20 protein-coding genes and 2 tRNA genes are annotated in these 20118 nt (G+C 73.5%); 15 read left to right on the top strand and 7 right to left on the bottom strand.

Annotated elements, in window-relative coordinates; translation table 11 throughout:
- Positions 1-10 precede the first annotated feature (10 nt).
- The 4 genes from ACN267_RS07820 (at position 11) to ACN267_RS07835 (ending at position 2852) form a co-directional block, all read left to right on the top strand.
- Positions 11-643 carry a hypothetical protein gene (locus tag ACN267_RS07820; protein ID WP_204960674.1) on the top strand — a complete coding sequence of 211 codons (633 nt, stop codon included), beginning with the start codon at positions 11-13 and terminating at the stop codon, positions 641-643.
- A 123-nt stretch (positions 644-766) separates the two neighbouring features.
- On the top strand, positions 767-1078 hold the full coding sequence (locus tag ACN267_RS07825) for a MazG-like family protein (protein WP_204960675.1): 312 nt from the start codon (positions 767-769) through the stop codon (positions 1076-1078).
- A gap of 458 nt (positions 1079-1536) precedes the next feature.
- Positions 1537-2121 carry a hypothetical protein gene (locus tag ACN267_RS07830; RefSeq protein ID WP_421488290.1) on the top strand — a complete coding sequence of 195 codons (585 nt, stop codon included), beginning with the start codon at positions 1537-1539 and terminating at the stop codon, positions 2119-2121.
- A gap of 317 nt (positions 2122-2438) precedes the next feature.
- Positions 2439-2852: a protein-tyrosine phosphatase family protein gene (locus ACN267_RS07835; RefSeq protein WP_421488291.1), complete on the top strand. Its 414-nt coding sequence runs from the start codon at positions 2439-2441 to the stop codon at positions 2850-2852.
- Between the two features lie 33 nt (positions 2853-2885).
- Here ACN267_RS07835 and ACN267_RS07840 read toward each other — a convergent pair whose 3' ends face one another.
- Complete coding sequence (locus ACN267_RS07840; protein ID WP_421488292.1) at positions 2886-5162, bottom strand: ATP-binding cassette domain-containing protein; 2277 nt, start codon at positions 5160-5162, stop codon at positions 2886-2888.
- 140 nt (positions 5163-5302) lie between these two features.
- On the opposite strand from ACN267_RS07840, the gene ACN267_RS07845 reads away from it, so the two are divergent.
- Entirely contained in the window at positions 5303-6013 is a 711-nt protein-coding gene (locus ACN267_RS07845; RefSeq protein ID WP_204960678.1) for a MerR family transcriptional regulator, read from the top strand.
- Between the two features lie 89 nt (positions 6014-6102).
- Here ACN267_RS07845 and ACN267_RS07850 read toward each other — a convergent pair whose 3' ends face one another.
- Complete coding sequence (locus ACN267_RS07850; RefSeq protein WP_421488293.1) at positions 6103-7302, bottom strand: hypothetical protein; 1200 nt, start codon at positions 7300-7302, stop codon at positions 6103-6105.
- A gap of 358 nt (positions 7303-7660) precedes the next feature.
- On the opposite strand from ACN267_RS07850, the gene ACN267_RS07855 reads away from it, so the two are divergent.
- Both ACN267_RS07855 and ACN267_RS07860 read left to right on the top strand, forming a co-directional pair.
- Positions 7661-8911, top strand: a complete 1251-nt coding sequence (locus tag ACN267_RS07855; RefSeq protein WP_281897249.1) for a D-alanyl-D-alanine carboxypeptidase family protein — start codon at positions 7661-7663, stop codon at positions 8909-8911.
- Between the two features lie 142 nt (positions 8912-9053).
- On the top strand, positions 9054-9833 hold the full coding sequence (locus ACN267_RS07860) for a peptidylprolyl isomerase (RefSeq protein WP_307821408.1): 780 nt from the start codon (positions 9054-9056) through the stop codon (positions 9831-9833).
- 131 nt (positions 9834-9964) lie between these two features.
- On the opposite strand, the gene ACN267_RS07865 is transcribed toward ACN267_RS07860, so the two are convergent.
- On the bottom strand, positions 9965-10186 hold the full coding sequence (locus ACN267_RS07865; protein WP_281897253.1) for a hypothetical protein: 222 nt from the start codon (positions 10184-10186) through the stop codon (positions 9965-9967).
- 158 nt (positions 10187-10344) lie between these two features.
- On the opposite strand from ACN267_RS07865, the gene ACN267_RS07870 reads away from it, so the two are divergent.
- The 3 genes from ACN267_RS07870 to ACN267_RS07880 all read left to right on the top strand — a co-directional run bounded on the left by ACN267_RS07870 (position 10345) and on the right by ACN267_RS07880 (position 13062).
- Complete coding sequence (locus ACN267_RS07870) at positions 10345-11577, top strand: D-alanyl-D-alanine carboxypeptidase family protein (RefSeq protein ID WP_421488294.1); 1233 nt, start codon at positions 10345-10347, stop codon at positions 11575-11577.
- Positions 11574-12416 (top strand): M15 family metallopeptidase, encoded by an 843-nt coding sequence (locus ACN267_RS07875; protein WP_421488295.1) that lies wholly within the window; start codon positions 11574-11576, stop codon positions 12414-12416. Before ACN267_RS07870 ends, ACN267_RS07875 begins: the two co-directional genes overlap by 4 nt.
- A gap of 139 nt (positions 12417-12555) precedes the next feature.
- On the top strand, positions 12556-13062 hold the full coding sequence (locus ACN267_RS07880; RefSeq protein WP_204960682.1) for a DinB family protein: 507 nt from the start codon (positions 12556-12558) through the stop codon (positions 13060-13062).
- Between the two features lie 32 nt (positions 13063-13094).
- Here the strand turns inward: ACN267_RS07880 and ACN267_RS07885 are convergent, their stop codons facing one another.
- Entirely contained in the window at positions 13095-13865 is a 771-nt protein-coding gene (locus ACN267_RS07885) for an alpha/beta hydrolase (protein ID WP_204960683.1), read from the bottom strand.
- Positions 13866-13938: 73 nt separating this feature from the next.
- Here ACN267_RS07885 and ACN267_RS07890 point away from each other — a divergent pair, with 73 nt between their 5' ends.
- From ACN267_RS07890 to ACN267_RS07905, 4 genes are all read left to right on the top strand, one after another.
- Positions 13939-14511, top strand: a complete 573-nt coding sequence (locus tag ACN267_RS07890) for a hypothetical protein (protein ID WP_281897260.1) — start codon at positions 13939-13941, stop codon at positions 14509-14511.
- Between the two features lie 285 nt (positions 14512-14796).
- Positions 14797-14870: transfer RNA gene (locus ACN267_RS07895), tRNA-Trp, on the top strand.
- A 24-nt stretch (positions 14871-14894) separates the two neighbouring features.
- Entirely contained in the window at positions 14895-16094 is a 1200-nt protein-coding gene (locus tag ACN267_RS07900) for an RtcB family protein (RefSeq protein WP_421488296.1), read from the top strand.
- Positions 16095-16125: 31 nt separating this feature from the next.
- Positions 16126-16198: transfer RNA gene (locus tag ACN267_RS07905), tRNA-Arg, on the top strand.
- Positions 16199-16230: 32 nt separating this feature from the next.
- On the opposite strand, the gene ACN267_RS07910 is transcribed toward ACN267_RS07905, so the two are convergent.
- Together ACN267_RS07910 and ACN267_RS07915 are read right to left on the bottom strand one after the other, a co-directional pair.
- A complete protein-coding gene (locus ACN267_RS07910) occupies positions 16231-16692 on the bottom strand; it encodes a cupin domain-containing protein (RefSeq protein ID WP_421482261.1) in 462 nt (153 codons plus the stop codon).
- Between the two features lie 15 nt (positions 16693-16707).
- A complete protein-coding gene (locus ACN267_RS07915) occupies positions 16708-17661 on the bottom strand; it encodes a helix-turn-helix domain-containing protein (RefSeq protein ID WP_421488297.1) in 954 nt (317 codons plus the stop codon).
- A gap of 340 nt (positions 17662-18001) precedes the next feature.
- On the opposite strand from ACN267_RS07915, the gene ACN267_RS07920 reads away from it, so the two are divergent.
- Positions 18002-18745, top strand: coding sequence for a trypsin-like serine protease (locus ACN267_RS07920; RefSeq protein ID WP_421482259.1), 744 nt, complete (start codon positions 18002-18004; stop codon positions 18743-18745).
- Between the two features lie 101 nt (positions 18746-18846).
- Here the strand turns inward: ACN267_RS07920 and ACN267_RS07925 are convergent, their stop codons facing one another.
- Entirely contained in the window at positions 18847-20064 is a 1218-nt protein-coding gene (locus ACN267_RS07925) for a helix-turn-helix domain-containing protein (RefSeq protein ID WP_421488298.1), read from the bottom strand.
- Between the last annotated feature and the right edge of the window lie 54 nt (positions 20065-20118).

The raw sequence follows: 20118 nt of genomic DNA on the forward strand, positions 1-20118 counted from the left end.
GGAGACCATCATGCGGCTATCCCGCATTCTCATGGCGCTGACGGTCGGTCTGGCCATCGTGGCCGTGCCGACCGCCGCGGGGGCTGCTCAGCCGCAGCCACCCGCCGACAGCACGCCGCAGCCGCCACCGTATCCGCCCGTCACGCCCTCGCTGACGGCCAACCCGACGACCATCTTCCTCGGTGAGACGGTGGTGCTCACCGGCACCGGCTTCGGGCCGAACGAGATCGTCGACATCGACGTCACCGTGGCGCCCCTCGCCGCGGCCGTTCCGGGGCAGGCCCCGGCCCGACGCAGCGACGGCACCACCGTCGCGATGGTGAAGGTCGACTATTCGCAGCCGCAGCCCGCGCCGCGGCACTTCACGGCGCAGACCGACGCGAACGGCAACTTCACCGTGAGCTACCGGCCGAGCGACGTCGGGCGGATCACCTTCACGGCGACGGGGCGCACCTCGGGCCGTACGGCCAGCACGACGATCACCGTGCTGCCGAAGAAGAAGCCGCACCCGCACCTGCCGGTGACCGGTGACAACCTGAGCACACCGCTGAAGGTCGGCGGCGGGCTGGTCGGCGCCGGTGTGGTGCTGATGCTCACCGCGTTCGGCTGGCGGCGTCGCCAACGGTTCGGCATGACCCGCTGACCCGGAACCGCTGCGGTACCCGGTGCCCGTCGGACCATCCGGTCCGGCGGGCACCGTCCGTCCCGGGTGTGCCGTGACCGCCCCCACGCACGGACCGCCACCCCCGTCCGGTTCACTGGACGGGTGGACGAGGTGATCTGGAACGCGGCCCGTGCCGCCCGCGCCTGGCTGGACGCCGCGAACGGCACCGACCAGACGGAGCTGACCTGCCGCATCCTCAAGCTCGGCGAGGAGGTCGGGGAGGCGGCCGGCGCGTGGATCGGCGCGCTCGGCCAGAACCCCCGCAAGGGGGTCACCCACAGCCACGAGGAGGTGGCCGCCGAGTTGGCCGACGTGGTCTTCACCGCTCTGGTCGCCATCGAGAGCCTGGGCCTGGACGCCCGGTCGGTGGTGGCCGCCTGCGCCGCGAAGGTCGAGTCCCGGATCACCCCGTGACGACCCGCCCGTCCCGGGTGGGCGGTACGCCCCCGGGTGCCGGTGCGACCGTTGTCCGGTATCAACCGGTCCGGCCCCGGTCGCCGTGACCGGCGGCGCCCCCGGGCCGGAATCTCGACCCCGCCCCCGGCGTTACACCATCCGTACGACCGCAGCAGCACCCCCGGGCCGCCCGACGCCCCGGCCGCCGGCGGAATGACCCGGCACCGACGGTCGTTACACCCCGGTACGGCACCCCGGCCCCCGCACCAACTGCGGGAATGACCCCGGAACCCCGGTCGTTACCACTGACCCCGGCACGAGCGGCAACCACCCCGGCCGGGAACCCCTGAACCTCCCTTCCCCCGCACGAGCGGCCCCCGACGTGGTGCCCACGCCCCAACACCGCCCGTCCCCCACGGGCACACCCGGCCCTCCACCGGCCGGACGGGGCGTCTACCCCCGAAGGAGCTTCCCCCATGAACACCACCATCCTGCGCAAGAGTGTTCTCGGCATCGCCGGTCTCGCCGTCGCCGGTGGCCTGGCCGCCGGCCCGCTCAACCACCACACCCCCACCATCGACACCCGCCCCGTCGCCGCCGTCCAGGCCGACAAGCCGGCCGCCGACACGCTGATCCCGCACGGTGTGCAGGGCGACCAGTCCCGCATCGACCTCAACGACGAACAGACCAACAACGCCAAGGCCATCATCGCCGCCACCAAGAAGGCCGGCATGGACGAGCGGGCCGCGGTCGTGTCGATCGCCACCGCCCTGCAGGAGTCGAAGCTGGAGAACCTCGGCCACCTCGGCGACCGCAACGACCACGACTCCCAGGGCCTGTTCCAGCAGCGCCCGTCGAGTGGTTGGGGCACGGTGGAGCAGATCACCGACCCCGAATACGCCACCCTGGCCTTCCTCAAGGGCCTCAAGCAGGTCGACGGCTGGCAGGACATGCCCCTGACCAAGGCCGCCCAGACCGTCCAGGTCTCCGCCTACCCCGACCACTACGCCCAGTGGGAACAGCAGGCCGCCGACCTCGTCGCCGAGCACTGGAACAGCTGACCCTGCGTACGACACGATGGCCGGCACCCCGCCCGGGGTGCCGGCCATCGGCACGTCCACCGCGGCGGTTCGGCGGGCCGCCGGTGACGGGGGTCACTGGAGGGTGGGGAAGGAGTAGGTGGGGTGCCGCGTTGTGCAGGGCGTCGGTGTGTTCGGTGTCCCCGGGCCTCACCTGAAATAGCCGTCGCGGAGTTCCGTTCGGCTGGAGCCGCGTCGCGCCACGCGCCGAGAGGCGACCCGCACACCGACCACGCGCCGCCCCCGACCGAACCGGCCGGGGGCGGCGCGCTGTGTGCGTAACGGGCAGAATCACGGGGGTGGACTGGTCCAGTTCGGTCGGTGTGATCACCCTGCCCAGCGGCGCGACGGTACGCGGCCGGCGGGTGGCCGACGCCGTGTCCCCGGCCGACTTCGCCCTGATCCTGGCCCCGGGCCCGACCCCGGTCTGGGCGCACCGGCGCATCCGGTGGCCCGACTTCTGGGTGCCGACCGACCGCGCCGACGCCCTGGACGCGTTCCGTGAGGCGCTGCGCCGCGCCCACGCCGGCGACCGGGTCGAGGCGGCCTGCCGGGGTGGGATCGGCCGGACCGGCACCACCCTCGCCGCGCTGGCGATCCTCGACGGGGTGCCGGCCCACGACGCCGTCCGGTGGGTCCGCGAGCGTTACCACCCGAAGGCCGTCGAGACCCCCTGGCAGCGCGCCTGGCTGCGGCGGCTCCCCAGCCACTGACCGCACGCCACGGCGGCTGACCCACTGCCCCGCTCAGCGCGGGGCGACGTACTCGCGCAGGTGTCGGGCGGTACGGGTGTCACCGCGGGCGACCAGGTCGGCGGGGGTGCCGGTGAAGACGATCCGGCCGCCGTCGTGGCCGGCGCCGGGGCCCAGGTCGACGATCCAGTCCGCGTGCGCCATCACCGCCTGGTGGTGCTCGATGACGATCACCGTGTTGCCGGCGTCGACCAGCCGGTCCAGCAGGGCCAGCAGTTGGTCCACGTCGGCCAGGTGCAGGCCGGTGGTCGGCTCGTCCAGCACGTAGGTGGCCGCCTTCTCCGCCATGTGCACGGCCAGTTTGAGCCGTTGGCGTTCCCCGCCGGACAGGGTGGTCAGTGGCTGCCCGAGGGTCAGGTAGCCGAGGCCCACCTCGCTCAGCCGGTCCAGCACCACCCGGGCCGGGCCGGACGGGAAGAACTCCCGGGCCTCGGTCACCGACATGCCGAGCACCTCGCTGATGTTCCTACCGCGCAACGTGTAGGCCAGCACCTCGGGGGTGTACCGCCGTCCCTCGCACGCCTCGCAGACACTGGCGACGGCCGCCATCGTCGCCAGGTCGGTGTAGACCAGCCCGATCCCCTTGCAGGTCGGGCAGGCGCCCTCGGAGTTGGCGCTGAACAGCGCGGCCTTCACCCCGTTGGCGCGGGCGAACGCGGTGCGGATCGGGTCGAGCAGGCCCGTCCAGGTCGCCGGGTTGCTGCGCCGGGAGCCCCGGATGGGGGACTGGTCGACGACCACGACGCCGTCGCGGCGGGGCAGCGAACCGTGGATCAGTGAACTCTTGCCCGAGCCGGCCACGCCGGTGACCACGGTGAGCACCCCCAGCGGCAGGTCGACGTCGACGTCGCGCAGGTTGTGCAGGTCGGCTCCCCGGATCGCCAGGTGGCCGGTGGGCCGGCGGAACGTCGTACGCAGGGTGGCCCGGTGGTCGAGGTGCCGGCCGGTGAGGGTGTCGGAACGGCGCAGCCCGGCGACGTCGCCGGTGTAGCAGATCCGCCCGCCGGCCGAGCCCGCGCCCGGACCCAGGTCGACGACGTGGTCGGCGATGGCGATCGTCTCCGGCTTGTGCTCGACGACCAGCACCGTGTTGCCCTTGTCGCGCAGCCGCAGCAGTAGGCCGTTCATCCGGGCGATGTCGTGCGGGTGCAGCCCGACCGTCGGCTCGTCGAAGACGTATGTCACGTCCGAGAGGCTGGACCCGAGGTGACGGACCATCTTGACCCGCTGCGCCTCGCCGCCGGACAGGGTGCCGGACTCGCGGTCCAGGCTGAGGTAGCCCAGGCCGATCTCCACCATCGAGTCCAGGGTGTCGCGCAGGTCGGCCACCAGCGGGGCCACCGACGGCGCGTCGATCCCGCCGACGAACTCGGCCAGGTCGCTGACCTGCATGGCCGCGCACTCGGCGATGTTCCGGCCGGCGATCGTCGAGGACAGTGCCGCCGGGTTGAGCCGGGCCCCGCCGCAGGCGGCGCAGGTGGCGAAGGCGACCGCCCGGTCCACGAAGGCGCGGATGTGCGCCTGCAGGGAATCGCGGTCCTTGGCCAGGTAGAGCCGGCGGACCTTCACCGCCAGCCCCTCGTACGTCCAGCTGTTGGCCCCGACCTTGATCTTCGTGGCGGGTTTGTGCAGGAAGTCCGCCCACTGCTGCGGGGTGAAGTCCTGGAGTTTGACGTCCGGGTCGAACAGGCCGGACCCGACGATCGTCTGCCAGTACCAGGAATCCACGGCGAAGTTCGGCACCAGGATCGCCCCGTCGTTGAGCGAGCGTTCCACGTCCACCATGGCCGACACGTCGAGGTCGGAGACGCGGCCCAGCCCCTCGCAGGTCGGGCACATGCCCTCGGCGAGGTTGAAGCTGAACGCCCCGGCCCCGCCGACGTGCGGCTCGCCGAGCCGGCTGAACAGGATCCGCAGCAGCGCGTACGCGTCGGTCGCGGTGCCGACGGTGGAGCGGGAGTTCGCCCCCATCCGTTCCTGGTCGACCACGATCGCCGGGGTCAGGTTCCGCAGCGAGTCGACGTCGGGGCGGGACAGGTTCGGCATGAACGACTGGAGGAAGGCACTGTAGGTCTCGTTGATCAGGCGGCGGGACTCGGCGGCGACGGTGCCGAACACCAGGGAGGACTTCCCCGACCCGGAGACGCCGGTGAAGACGGTGAGCCGTCGCTTGGGTATGTCGACGGAGACTCCGGTGAGGTTGTTCTCCCGGGCCCCCCGTACCTCGATCACGTCGTGCTGGTCGGCGGCGGACTGCGCTGGTTGCTCCATACCTTCGATTTTCTCATTCGTGCTCCTTTAGCGACTTTTTCCGCATCTGGGGCGTCGATGACATGGTTATCGGGCGAGAAGTCTCAAACCACGTGACAACCACTAGGGTGGGCGGGAGCGCGAGCGGTGGGGAGGGCCGGGTGACGGGGCAGCGACGGTGGCGGTTGGTCGACGTCGCGGCCAGTGCCGGCATCTCCGCCCAGCAGGTGCGCAACTATCTGGCCGACGGGCTGCTACCGCCGACCGACCGCACCCCGAGCGGCTACCGGATCTTCACCGACCGCCACGTCCGGGCCCTGTCGGTGGCCCGCCGGATGGCCGAGGGGCACGGCTGGGCGCGTACCCGGGAGGTGCTGGCGGCCGTGCACCGGGGCGAGCTGCCGGCGGCGCTCGCCGCGCTCGACGCCGGGCACGCCGAGCTGGACCGCGAGCGGGCCGAGATCGCCCGGGTGCTGGGTGCCTTCGAGACGGTGCTGGCCGGTCGGCCGGCCGGCGTGCCGCGTCGGGACGCCCGGATCGGCGAGGTGGCGGCCCAGGTGGGCGTGCGGACCTCACAGCTGCGCCTGTGGGAGCAGCGTGGCCTGCTCCGCCCGCACCGCCAGCGGGGCACCGGCTACCGGGTGTACGACGCGGCCGAGGGGCGGGCGGCGCAGGTGGTGGCGCTGTTGCGCCGGGGCGGCTATCCGTTCGAGATCATCACTGCGGTGCTCGACGAGCTGCGCAGCACCGGCCGGCCGGACCGGGTCCGGGCCGAACTCGCCAGGCGGGAGCAGGAGCTGAACCGGCGTAGCCTGCGCCGGCTGCGGGCCTCGGCAGCCCTGCACGACTACCTGGACGCCACCGGCAGCTGAACCGGCCGGCGGCGTCAACCCGCTGCGCATGCCGTGCACAGCCGGACGGCCCGGCGGAATCATCCGCCGGGCCGTCGGTGCGCGAAGGGTCAGTTCAGGCCGCAGGCGGCGAAGCTGTCGAGGTTGGGGCGCTGTGCGCCGACGCGGTTGAAGGCGATCTCGATGCGGTCGAGGGCGGCCTGGCGCTTGTCCTTCAGCGGGCCGAGGATGGCGTTGTTGATGAAGTTCGCGCCGCCCTGGGGGTTGGCGGCCTGCTGGGCGAGGCGGGCGTTGGCCTCGTTGATCTGCTTGTCGAGGTTGGCCAGTTCGGCCTGGACGTTCGCGGCGGCCTGGGCCGGCACGGCGGGGATCTGCGGCGTCGGGCAGTTCACCGTCCGGGCGGCACCGGCGTTGCCGTTGCCCGCATTGCCGTTGCCCGCATTCCCGTTCCCGGCGTTGCCGTTGCCCGCGTTGCCGTTCCCGGCACCGGCGTTGCCGTTGCCGGCGTTGCCCGCACCCGCGCCGTTGAGCCCGCAGGCGGCGAAGCTGTCGAGGTTGGGGCGCTGTGCGCCGACGCGGTTGAAGGCGATCTCGATGCGGTCGAGGGCGGCCTGGCGCTTGTCCTTCAGCGGGCCGAGGATGGCGTTGTTGATGAAGTTCGCGCCGCCCTGGGGGTTGGCGGCCTGCTGGGCGAGGCGGGCGTTGGCCTCGTTGATCTGCTTGTCGAGGTTGGCCAGTTCGGCCTGGACGTTCGCGGCGGCCTGGGCCGGCACGGCGGGGATCTGCGGCGTCGGGCAGTTCACCGTCTGGGCGGCGGCAGTGGTGTTGTTCCCGCCGGTGGCGGCGTTGCCAGCCTTGACGGAATTGTTCAGCGCGCTGGCCACACCCGGAGCGTTCAGGCCGCAGGTGGCCAGGGCGTCCAGGTTGGGCCGCTGGGCGCCGGCCCGGTTGAAGTTGATCTCGATGCGGTCCAGCACCGCGACCCGCTTGCTCTTCAACGGGCCGAGGATCGCGTTGTTGATGAAGTTCGCGCCGCCCTGCGGGTTGGCCGCCTGCTGCGCCAACCGCTCGTTCTGCCTGGCGATCTCCTCGTCCAGGTTGGCCAGTTCCCGCTCCACCCCGGCCGCGGCCGACGCGGGGATCGCCGGCAGCTTGTCCCGTACCGTCGGGCAGTTGACGGTCTGCGCGGCGGTGCTGCCGGTGTTCTCGCCGGCGGAGGCGAGTTGCAGACCGCCACCCAGGAGCAGCACCGCCAGGGCGCCCACTCCGCCGAGCTTGAGGACGGCATTCTTCCGCATTGGCCTGGCCATGTACCTCTCCTCTGATCTCCGGCGGGTCGTCGACGGCATCGCGTCCGTTGGCCCGACGGTGGCTGGGGTCAAGGCGGACCGGATGTCCGACGCCCGGCACTGGCGTCCACCCCGATCCGTCCTTGCGGCGATGGATACGGGGACCGGTCGAAGATCGTTCAAGAATTCCGGTGAGCTTCTGATAGCTCTGCGTAGCTGATGAAGAAATCCCAGCTCAAGGGGGCTGGGAGCGGTTCCGGGGCGACCCCGGGAAGTCGATTCCGGCTACCTGGGGTGATCGCATGGTCATCGAAGGTCAGGTCCGGGCGGCCCGCGCCCCCTGGGGAACCCGGTTCCCGCCTCGGTAGGGTGCCTCACCATGAGAGCCCGGGTCCTGGCCGCCGGTGTCGCGGCCGTACTCCTCACCGGTGTGCCGGCCGTCCCCGCCGCCGCGGGCGCCACGGCCCGCGCCGGGTCGGCCGCCGCCGTCGTGCCGTGCCCGAAAACGCCGACGCCGAAGGTGACCCGACCGCCCCGGCCCACCCCGCCCCCGACGGTGCCCGAGCAGCAGCGGGTGGGCGGCGAGGCGCTGGCCACCCCCGGGCTGACCGTGCCGCCGGGGGTGCCCGCGCCGCCGCCGGTCACCGCGACGTCCTGGCTCGTCGCCGACCTGGACACCGGGGCGGTGCTCGGCGGCTGCGGCCCGCACGAGTACGGCACCCCGGCCAGCGTGCAGAAGCTGCTGCTGGCCGCCACCATGCTGCCGAAGCTGAACCCGAAGCAGGTGGCCACGGTCACCCGTGCCGACCTGGACATCGAGCCGGGCAGTTCCGCCGTCGGCCTGCTCGACGGCGGTCGCTACCCGGTCGAGACCGCCTGGCTCGGCCTGCTGCTCCAGTCCGGCAACGACGCGGCGAACCTGCTGGCCCGCCTCGGCGCGGGCAGCGCCGCCGCCGGGGTGCGCGAGATGAACGCCGAGGCACGCCGGCTCGGGGCGTGGCAGACCCACGCGGTGACCCCGTCCGGGCTGGACGGGCCCGGCCAGTTCACCAGCGCCTACGACCTGGCGCTGATCGCCCGGGTCTGCTTCGCCGACCCCACCTTCCGCCGGTACGCCCTGACCGAACGGACCCAGATCCCGGCCCAGCCGGCGCTGCGCAAACCCGGCTTCCAGATCCAGAACGAGAACCAGCTGATCTACCGGTACCCGGGGGCGCTGGGCGGGAAGACCGGCTACACCGACCTCGCCCGGCACACCTACGTCGGGGCCGCCGAGCGCGGTGGTCGACGACTCGTGGTGACCCTGCTCGGTGCGGAGGCCCGCCCGGTACGCGGCTGGGAACAGGGGGCGCGGCTGCTCGACTGGGGCTTCGGCCTGCCCCGGGACACCTCGGTGGGGCGGCTGGTCGAACCCGGCGAGCCGATCGCCACCAGCCCGTCGGCGACGCCGTCCGCCCGGGTGGCCGCCGTACCGGCCGCCTCCCGGCCGACGCCCGGCGCGCCGCAGTGGCTCGGCGGGGCGGTGGTCGGTGGGGCGGCCGGGCTGGTCGGCCTGCTGGCCGTCCTGCTCGCGGTCGGCCGTCGGCGGCGCTCCCGCCGCCGGGTCCGGCGGCGGGTCGCCTGGGACTGACGGGGACCGCCTGCGTCGGGGGACCTCCGGTCACGCCGAGCCGGGACCGGCCGGCGTCGACAACCGGTGACAGCCTCCATAGACTCCGGTCGTTCCGGTACCCGCCGTCTCTCCGGTATCACGAGTCCCAGGAGGACCATCAGTGTCGAGTGAACCCCGACCGTCCGCCGCCGGGTCGCGCCCCCACGGCCGGCTGGCCCGCCTCGTCGGGGCGGCCCTGGCCTCGGCCGCGCTGGTCGTCGCCGGTGGCACCGCCGCCGTCGCCGCGCCCGCCGACGGGCCGGCCGCCGCCCGGACCACGAAGGGGCCGTGCGCGTACACGTCCACGCCCGACGAGCCGCCGGCCCGGCCGGTGCCGCTGCCGCCGGACCCGCGCCGGACGCCCGACCAGGGCACGGTCCGGGTCACCCTGCGCACCAGCCAGGGACCGATCGGGCTGACCCTGGACCGCGAGCAGGCCCCGTGCACCGTGCAGAGCTTCCTGCACCTGGCGAAGCACCGGTTCTACGACTGGACGCCCTGCCACCGGCTGACCGCCTACCCGACGTTGCAGGTGCTCCAGTGCGGCGACCCGTCCGGCACCGGTGAGGGCGGGCCGGGCTACCGCTACCGCGACGAGCTGCCCACCGACCTGCCGCCCGCGCCGACCGACCCCACCGGGGTGCGCCGGCTCTACGCCCGGGGCACGCTCGCCATGGCCAACGCCGGCCCGGACACCAACGGCAGCCAGTTCTTCCTGGTCCAGTCGGACTCGGCGCTGCGCCCCAACTACACCGTGTTCGGCAGCATCGACGCGGCCGGGCTGAAGACCCTGGACAAGATCGCCGCCGGTGGCATCGCGCCCACGCCTGAGGACCCGGCGCCGGTGGACGGTGCCCCGGCCCTGCCGGTGCAGATCCACCGCGCGATCCGGGGCCACTGAGCCGCGCGATCCGGCCCCGGGTCGCTGAGCCCCGCGACCCGAGGCCGTCGGGCAAGGCCGGCCGGCCCGTCGACGGGCCGGCCGGGTAGTACCCCGCCGGGCGGGGGCGGTCACCCGCCCCCGCCCGATGGTCAGCTCTGTTCGCCTGCCGCCCGGGCCTGGTCGGCGTCCGCGCCGACCGGCACGCCGTCGCCGTCGCGGGTGGCGTCGGACAGGTCCACGTCCGCGCCGGCCCGGGCGGCGTCGGCGCGGGCGTCGTCCGCACCCACCACGGGACGGGTGTCGACGTCGTCGACGTCGACCAGGTCACCACCGGCCGCGAGGCCGATCGGGGCGTAACGGGGGTCGGTCATGGTCTCCTCCTTCACCGGGGTCTACCCTCCGCTACCCCCATCCACCCCCGTCGACACCTCCCGTCGGCCGGCGGCATGCTAGCGGCCGGTCCGCACCCACCGGGTGGGATTCGCCGGATCGCCGGACCGGCGGGGCGGGCGTCACTACCTTCGTCAGCGTGAGAGTTCGGGGACGTACCGCCGCCGTCATCGCCGCCCTGCTGCTGTCGCCGGTCGTCGCGCCCGCCGGTGCGGCGGACGCCGCCGGGGCGGTCATCACCGGCCCGTGCGCGCCGGTGCCGGCGGTGTCCCGGCCACCCCGACCGGTCCCACCCCACACCGACCCCGCCACCCGCGCGGTCGGCGGCCCCGCCCTGGCCACCACGGGGCAGGTCCGACCGGCCGGGACATCCCGGCCGCCCGCCGTGCCGGCCACCTCCTGGCTGGTCGCCGACCTGGACAGCGGCGACGTGCTCGGCGGCTGCGGCCCGCACGAGTACGGCACCCCGGCCAGTGTGCAGAAGCTGCTGCTCGCCGCGACCGTGCTGCCGAAGCTCGACCCCCGCCAGACGGTCACCCTTACCCCCGGCGACCTCGACATCGAGCCGGGCAGTTCCGCCGTGGGCTTCGCCGAGGGCGGCCGGTACCGGATCGAGACCCTCTGGTTGGGTCTGCTGCTCAAATCCGGCAACGAGGCGGCCAACGCGCTGGCCCGCCTCGGCGGCGGCCCCGACGGGCTGCCCGGTGGGCTACGGGCGATGAACGAGCACGCCCGGCAGCTCGGCGCGTTGCAGACCCACGCGGTGACCGCGTCCGGGCTGGACGGGCCGGGCCAGTTCACCAGCGCCTACGACCTGGCGCTGATCGCCCGCGCCTGCTTCGCCGACGCCACCTTCCGCCGCTATGACACCACCCGGGAAACGATGATCCCCGCCCAGCCGGCGCTCGGCGAGAAGGCGTTCCCGATCCAGAACGACAACCAGCTGCTCTACCGCTACCCGGGAGCACTGGGCGGCAAGACCGGCTACACCGACCTGGCCCGGCACACCTATGTCGGGGCCGCCGAGCGGGACGGCCGACGGCTGGTGGTCACCCTGCTCGGCGCGGAGGTCCTCGACAGGCGGGGCTGGGAACAGAGCGCGGCCCTGCTCGACTGGGGGTTCGGGGTGCCCCGGGGCGCGGCGGTCGGCCGGCTGGTCAACCCGGGCGAGCTGATCGCCGGCCCGTCCGTGTCCGCCACCGTCACCCCGCCCGCACTGGCCGCCGCCGGGGGACGGGGCCGGCTCGACCCGGGCGGTCACCCCTGGTCGCGTCCGCTGCTCGCGGTCTCCCTGGCCGCCGTGGTGGCCGGGCTCGCCGGGTTGTTGCTCGCGCTGCGCCACCGACCCCACCACGGACGCCGACAGCGGTGAGCGCCGGCGCGGACCACCCCCGGTGGCTGCCGCTGCGGTTGCTGCTCGCGGTGGTGGTGCTGGCGACGGCGGGCTGTGGCCGGCCGCCGCAGCCCGCGCCGGTGCCGAGCCTCGCCGTGCCCACCCCGAGCGGGCCGCGCGCCCCCGTCGACGTGGTGCTGCTGTCCGAGGTCGACCCGAGCATCGTCGTCGACATCCGCTACGCCGGTCCGCACAACTTCGTCGGCCGCCCGGTGGACGGCTACGACGAGCCGCTGTGCCTGCTCACCCGGCCCGCCGCCGAGGCGCTGCGCCGGGTGCAGGACGCCGCCCGCGCCCAACGGCTGAGCCTGCGGGTGTACGACTGCTACCGGCCGCAGCGCGCCGCCGACGAGTTCGTCCGCTGGGCGAAGGACCCCGCCGCGCAGCAGACGAAGGCGGAGTTCTATCCCCGGGTGGCCAAGTCGAGGCTGTTCGCCGACGGCTACCTGGGCGCGCCCACCGCGCACAGCCGGGGCAGCACCCTCGACCTGACCCTGGAGCCCCGCCCGGCCCCGCCCCGCGCCTCGTACGCCCCGGGTCAGCCGCTGGTGGCCTGCACCGACCCGGCCGACCGGCGGTTCGCCGACGGCAGCCTCGACATGGGCACCGGATTCGACTGCTTCGACCCGCTGGCGCACACCGCCGACACCCGGGTCACCGGTGCTGCCCGGACCAACCGGCAGCTGCTGGAACGCCTGATGACGCAGGAGGGTTTCGTCAACTACGACCGGGAGTGGTGGCACTACCGGTACGCCGACGAGCCCTACCCCGACACCTACTTCGACTTCCCGGTGGCCCGCGCGTCCCTGCCCCGCTGACCGGCCCGGTCGCCGCCTCCGGGGCGGTCCACCGCCGGCCGGTGAAACTCCGGTGGGTCGGCGGCAGCGGACCGCTAGGCTGCCCGACGGCTCCCGGCCGGCCCACCCCGGGCGGCCCCGTCCCCGGAGGACCTTCGACATGACCACCGAACGGATCGGCCCGCCGCTGCGCGCGGGGGAACGGGAGACGCTGCGTGCCTTCCTCGACTTCCACCGGGCCACCCTCGCGATGAAGTGCGAGGGGCTGACCGACGACGAGTTGCGCCAGCGGGCGGTGCCGACGTCCGACCTGACCCTGCTCGGCCTGCTGCGGCACCTCGCCGAGGTGGAGCGTGCCTGGTTCCGGCGGGTGATCGACGCGCAGGACGTCCCGCTGCTCTGGTCGGCGGACGGCGACTACCAGCAGGCGTACGACCCGAGCGGGTCGACCGGGGCGGAGGCGTTCGCGGCGTGGCAGCGGGAGGTGGAGCACTCCCGGCGGATCGAGCGGGCGGCGGCCTCGCTCGACGTCACCGGCCACCAGGCGCGTTGGGGCGAGGACGTGTCGCTGCGCCTGGTGATGCTGCACATGATGCACGAGTACGCCCGGCACAACGGCCACGCCGACCTGCTGCGGGAGGCCGTCGACGGCAGCGTGGGCGTCTGACCCGCCGACCCGGCCGTGCCCGCCCCGGCCGCTCAGCCGGCGGCCGGCCGGGTGCGCAGCGGCAGCCAGGCCAGCACGTCGCGGATCGTGGCGTCCCAGTACGGCCAGTCGTGGTCGCCGGGGGAGAAGTCCACGGTCACCGGCACGCCCCGGTCCCGGGCGGCGGCGACGAAGCGCACGTTGTCGTCGTAGAGGAAGTCCTCGGTGCCGCAGGCGACATAGAGCGGGGGAGTGTCGGGCCCGGCCCGGCCGACCAGCGCCACGGTGTCGTCGTCGGGGCCGGCCGTCGGGGCGTCGCCCCAGACGGTGTGCCAGACGTCCGGGTCGAGCGGACGGTCCGGGGCGTGCCGGCGGTGGGCGACGTTGAGCGCCCCGGACAGGCTGGCCGCGGCGGCGAACCGTTCCGGCTGCCGCAGCGCCCACTTCACCGCGCCGTAGCCGCCCATCGACAGCCCGGCGACGAAGGTGTCCTCCCGGCGGTCGGAGAGCCGGAAGAACGACCGGCAGACCCGGGGCAGTTCGTCGGTGAGGAACGTCCAGTACCGGTTGCCGTGCTTCTCGTCGGCATAGAAGCTGCGTCCCGCCTGGGGCATCACCACGGCCAGACCCAGGGCCGACACGTAGCGTTCGATGGAGGTCTGACGGGTCCAGGCGGTGTCGTCGTCGCTGAGCCCGTGCAGCAGGTAGAGCACCGGCGGGTCGGCGTCAACCGGCTCCGCCGGGTCGGGTTGCGGCAGGATCACCGTCATCGACGTGCTCATGCCCAGCGCCTCGGAGTCGAAGTCGCACCGCATCAATGCCATGTCCATGGACCGTACCGTGTGACGGCCGGAGCGGACACGCCTGCGCCGCCGGGGGAAACCCTAGGCTGTCGCCATGTCCGCCGACGATGCCGTGATCGACCTGGACGCGCACCGGCACGAATCCGCCGGGCCGACCACCGGCCGCGCCCGGCACACCGTCCGACCCCGGATCATCCTCGGTCTGGTGGCCGCCTTCGCGGCCGGTGCCGTGCTGGGCGGTTGGGGCGTCGACCGGGCACAGGAGGCACGCGCCCGACAGGAGCGGGACGCGGCAGTCGCGCTGGTGGCCATTCCCGCCGGAACGGAGGGCGGCGGCACGAACTCCGACGGCCGGGCCCGGATCGAGGGGTCGCTGGCCGTGGTCAACGCTGGGCCGGCCCCGGTCACGGTCCGGTCGGTCCGGGCGGAGAGTCCCACCGTGCTCGTCCGGGATCTCGGCCGGACCCGGCTGATCCGGCCCGGCGGCACCGGCTGGATCGGCGTGGTGGTGCTGTTCCAGTGCGGGGAGGCACCCGCAGCGGAGCCGCTGCCGGTCCGGTTCTCCGTGCAGACCGCCGACGGGCAGGTCAGGGAGGCCCGCTACCCGGTCGCCATCGTGGGCAGCACCTGGCTCGACGTGCTGTCCACCATGTGCGAGCCCCGATAGCCGGACCGTCAGGGGCCGGATATCCGTTTGCGGCGGTGCGGGCGTCCGCCTAGGTTCGACGTCGACGCCAACACCGACCAACCGGGGAGCACACCGTGTCGCCGTACCTCAGCACCGGGACCACGCGGTTCACACCGCGCGGCGGCGTGCTGTTGCCAGCCGGCGAACGGGCCCGGGGTTGTCGGTGGCGATCGGGGTGGCGGCGCGGATAGCGCCGGCGCGACCTGCGCAGCCGCCCACCCCACCAGGGGACCGGGCGGCTTTTTCGATCCCCGACACCCGCCGAGGGGTGTAGCTCAACGGGTAGAGCACCGGATTCCAAAACCCGACGGTCGCAGGTTCGAATCCTGTCACCCCTGCTCCCACGAACGAGGAGAACGACCATGGCATTCACCCCGCTGCCGGGCACGAAGGCGCCGGTACGGGTCTGGACCGACCCGTACGGCATCGAGCCGCAGGCCGCGCAGCAGTTGCGCAACATCGGCGCGCTGCCCTGGGTGCAGGGCGTCGCCGTGATGCCGGACGTGCACTTCGGCAAGGGCGCCACCGTCGGCTCGGTGATCGCGATGCGGCAGGCCGTCTCGCCGGCCGCCGTCGGGGTGGACATCGGCTGCGGGATGAGCGCGGTCCGCACCTCGCTCACCGCCGCCGACCTGCCCGACGACCTCGCGCCGCTGCGGTCGGCGATCGAGGCGGTCGTGCCGGTCGGCTTCGCCAAGCGGGACGACCCGGTCGACCCGCGTCGGGTGCGGGGCCTGGAGCAGCGCGGCTGGGACGACTTCTGGGCCCGGTTCGCCACCCTGGACCGCCGGGTGGCGCAGCTGGAGAGCCGGGCCCGGCACCAGCTCGGCACCCTCGGTGGGGGCAACCACTTCATCGAGGTCTGCGTCGAGCAGGACGGCCCGGACGCCGGGCAGGTCTGGCTGATGCTGCACTCCGGTTCCCGCAACATCGGTAAGGAGCTGGCCGAGCGGCACATCGGGGTGGCCCGCGCCCTGCCGCACAACGCCGACCTGCCCGACCGGGACCTGGCGGTGTTCCTCGCCGGCACCCCGGAGATGGACGCCTACCGGCGGGACCTGTGGTGGGCGCAGGAGTACGCGCGGCGCAACCGGGCGGTCATGCTGGCCCTGCTCTGCGGCGTGGTGCGGGACGCCTTCCCGCAGGTCAGCTACGGGGAGCCGATCTCCTGCCACCACAACTACGTGGCGGAGGAGCACTACGACGGGGTGGACGTGCTGGTGACCCGCAAGGGGGCGATCCGGGCTGGTCGGGGGGACCTGGGCATCATCCCGGGGTCGATGGGCACCGGGTCGTACATCGTGCGGGGCCGGGGGAACCCGGACGCGTACTGCTCGGCGTCGCACGGGGCCGGCCGGCGGATGTCGCGGGCGCAGGCGAAGCGGACGTACGACACCGCCGACCTGGTGCGGCAGACCGCCGGGGTGGAGTGCCGCAAGGACGCCGGGGTGGTCGACGAGATCCCCGGCGCGTACAAGGACATCACCGAGGTGATGGCCCAGCAGGACGACCTGGTCGAGGTGGTGGCCCACCTCAAGCAGGTGGTGTGTGTGAAGGGTTAGACCGGCCGACGCCCCCGGGCGTCGGCCGTGAGCCCCGGTGGCGCAGCGGACAGCGCGCCGGTCTACGAAACCGGAGAGCCCAGGTTCGAATCCTGGTCGGGGCACGGGCCACCGGGGTGGTCGGGCCGGGTGCGCTTCACGAGGCGTACTCGGTCGAGATCTCGGTGGCGTAGGTCTTCCACAGCGGTGCCATGGTCTCGGCGTTGACCGGCCGCCCGGAATCGATCATGGCCTTGAAGTCGCGGAAGTACTGCACGTACAGGTCCGGGGTGAACGTGTTCAGCATGACCGCGTTCCCCTCGCCGACGTTGGCGAACGTGTGCGGCGCTCCGGTCGGCACGATGACCCAGGTGCCCGGCCCGGCGTCGTACTGGTCCTCGCCGACGGTGAACCGGAACGTTCCCGCCAGCACGTAGAAGCCCTCGTCGTGCTGGGCGTGGCGGTGCTGCAACGGGCTCGGGGTGCCCGGCGGGATGGTGACCTCGGCGAATCCCAGCCGGTGCTCGGTGTGCTCGCCGTTCTCCAGGATCCGGATCTGCTGCGCCCCGCTGCCGAGGATCTCGCCCTCACCGGGGCGGACGATGTTCACCTTCGCCACGACTTCCTCCCATCGCTACTGCCGACCTTGGTGACCACCATCCTGTTCCGGTCCGGCGGTGCGCGTCTTGGTGGTCCGTGCACGGTTGTTGGCGATCAGCGCGCGGGCGTTGTAGCCGTACGTGGTCGTGAAGAGCTTGCTGAAGTGGGTGGGGTCGGAGAATCCCCACCGGGCGGCCACGGCGGTGACCGTACGTCCGCCTGCGGCCAGCTCGGCCCGGCAGCGCTCCAGGCGGCGACGGCGGATCAGGGCCGCGACGGTGAGTGGCTGGTCCTCGAAGAGCTTGTGCAGCCGTCGTACGGAGATGTGGTGGGCGGCGGCGATGCCGGGCGGGGACAGGCCGGGATCGGCCAGCCGGGCCTCGATGTAGCCGGCGATCCGGTTCCGCAGCCGCTCGTCCGGGGCCGGTTGCTCGTCGCCCAGCGCGGCCTCCAGCGCGACCGCGATCAGCTCGACGACGGCCGCCGCCGACCGCAGCGCCGCCGCCTCGCGTAGCCCGGTCGCCGACCGCGCCGACTCCCGGGCCAGCACCGACACGAGAGCGCCCGGACCGTGACTGCCGTCGATGCGTACGCCGACGAGCCGGTCGATCTGCGCGGGCCGCATCCGCAGCTCCCGGCGTGGAACCAGGATGGTGACGTGCGCCGAGGCGGTGCTCTCGAACCGGAGAGCGCGCGTCGGATCGAGCAGCACCAGGTCGGCCGGCCCGAGTTCGGCGGTGCCCCGCCCCTGCTCGATCCGCGTCCGACCCCGGGTCATCACCTTGACCGCCAGGTTCCCGCCGTCGGAGGCGTCGCGTTCCCGCCCGACACACGCGCTCGCGGGCGTGTCGAGGCAGACCAGCCGCAGCGGCCCGAGGTCGCGGGTGGCTACCCGGCCCTGGAAGCCGGCCCCGGCCAGCCTGTTGACCAGCGGCGGAAACCCGCAGGCGACCAGCTCGTCCCGGAACGTCTCTCGATTGCCGACCACCGGTCAACGGTAACGGTGACCCGTGCGCCCGGACGCCCACACCGCAGCGGCGGCGTCCGACGCCGGCCGACGTCCCGGCCCTGACTGATCGTCTACCACACGGTGCCCTCCCTGTCGATCCTCCAGGCTGGAGTTCCCGGAGTAGCGCCTGCGCCACCATGTGTCGGCAGCAGGCGGGATCGTTCAATGTGGATCTGGTCAGCATGATCAGGGCGGCCGGTTCCGGGGAACCCGTGGGGTCCGCGGGCAGGGCGGGTCGCTCGCTCTGCCCGTCCCGGCCGGCCGTCTGCTGCCGCAGCGTCAGCAGGCAATCGGGTACGTGTCCTGAACGGAGACCATTGTGCGTAAGCCATCGGCACTGCGGCGGGTGGCCCTCGCGGCCATGCTGTCCCTGACCCTCCTCGGCGGTGCCCTCGCCGTTCCCCAGCCGGCCTCGGCGATCATCGGGGGGTCGGCCGCCGGTCACCTGCGTGGACAGGTGCAGATCTTCGTCGACGTCAAGTACAGGTGTACCGGGACGCTGATCGCCCCCAACTGGGTGCTCACGGCGCGGCACTGTTTCGACAACTTCGGCGGCAACGTCAACAACGGCTTTGTCGTCGCGGGCGATCGCGAGTTGTTCCTGGGTAACATCATGCGGATCGCCGGGATCTACAAAAACCCCCAGTACGACGCGATGCTGCTCAACCTCTGGAACAACGTCCCGAACGCCAACCAGCTCATCGTGGGGTACGGGCTGGGCCTTGTCCCGAGAAACTTCAACGTCGCGATCAGCGGTTGGGGTACCACGACTCGCGGCGGGACCACCCCTGCCGACGAGCTGCGGATCTGCTCGATGACGGTGCGGAACAACTCCATGCACCACCCCTATGTGGGTGCCGGCAACTCTGCCTATGAGCTGGGCAACATCGGAACCGGGGTGATCGGTGCAGGAGATTCCGGAGCGGGCCTCTACTACGACGGTCGGATCTTCGGCATCGTCATCGCCGGTGACGAGGTGAACCTGGCGTGGGCGCTACAGATCAATTACATCTACGACTGGATCATGGATGTGAGCGGCATCGACCAGGCCAGCGTGTGGTGAGGTGAGCGGGCCGCCGGGCCGTCCACCTGGGGTCGTGACCCCGGACGGTCGCGGCCCGGCACGCCCGCCCGGGGCGGGCCCGGCTCCGTGGCCCGCCCCGGTCAGGGGCGGGCCAGCCCGATGGTGGCGGCGAGGCGGGCGACGTCTGCCGGGGTGGGGCCCGCGCGGAGCACGGCGGTCAGGGCGGCGCGGGCGGCGGGGCGGGTGCGGGTCTCACCGGGGGCGGTCCGGTCGGCGGTGAGCAGGGCCCGCCCGGCGGCGTCGGGGTCGCCCAGGTCGAGGTGGCTGCGGGTGATGTCGATGAGGTGGGCGGCGCGGTGTTCGGCGGGGAGCTGTCGCCAGCCGTCGTGTCCGGTGGCCCGGCGGTGCAGGTCGACGGCCCGGTGGTGGTCGCCGAGCTGGGTGGCGACCAGGGCGCGGGCGAGGTCGACGCTGGTCGGGCCGAACGTGATGCCGTCCGGGTCGGGCGGCTCGTCGGCGGTGGCGAGCAGGGCGGCGCGCTCGGTCAGGTCGTGGGCGGTGGCGGCGTCGCCGTAGCTGGCGGCGGCGAGGGCGGCTTCGATCAGCAGCGCCCCGGTCAGGGCCAGCGCCGGCGGGTCGCCCTGCGCCGCCGCCGGGTCGAGCTGGCGTACGGCGGTGAGCGCGGCGGTCCTGGCCAGCCGGCCCCGCCGCAGCGCCCGGAGCACCTGCGCCAGGGTCACCGCCGCGCGACCGATCCGCACCTGGTCACCACGGGTGGCGGTGATCATGGCCCGGTCGGCGGCCAGCCAGGCCAGGTGGGCGTCGCCGAGCTTGACCAGCGTCTGGGCGGTGAGCCGGTGCACTCGCACCAGCAGGTCGAGGACGGGCGGGTCCATCGGGCCGGTGTGGCCGGCGTGCCGGCTGTCGGCGAGCAGGTCGGGCAGCATCCGCAGCACCTGGGGGTGCTGTCCGTTGCGGTACGCCGCCCAGGCGTACCCGGCCTGGTCGTCGAGCTGCCGCAGCAGCGGTCCGGCCGGGGTGGACGCCGGTGGGTCGTGGCGGGCCAGCGCCGACCTGACCCGTTCCACGGCGGCACCGACGTCGGTGACCGGTGCCGGCGGCGTCCGCCCGGCGAGCAGGAGTTGCGGTGCGACGCCGAGCGCGCCGGCCACGGTGTCGATGACGGAGAGCCGGTCGAGGGTACGCACCCCCCGTTCGACCTTGTCGACCCAGCTCTTCGACTTGCCGATCCGGTCGGCGAAGACCTGCTGGCTCATGCCCCGCCGCGCCCGTAGCTCGGCCATCCGGCGGCCGATCGCCGGCTCGTTTCCGGTGCGCTGCCGGCCGGGACCGGTCACCGGTCGTGCCCCGACACGGGCGTGGTGTGGGTGGACCCGCCGCAGCGGGGACAC

It is taken from the genome of Micromonospora sp. WMMD734 (assembly GCF_049178975.1).
Taxonomy (GTDB): Bacteria; Actinomycetota; Actinomycetes; order Mycobacteriales; family Micromonosporaceae; genus Micromonospora; species Micromonospora wenchangensis.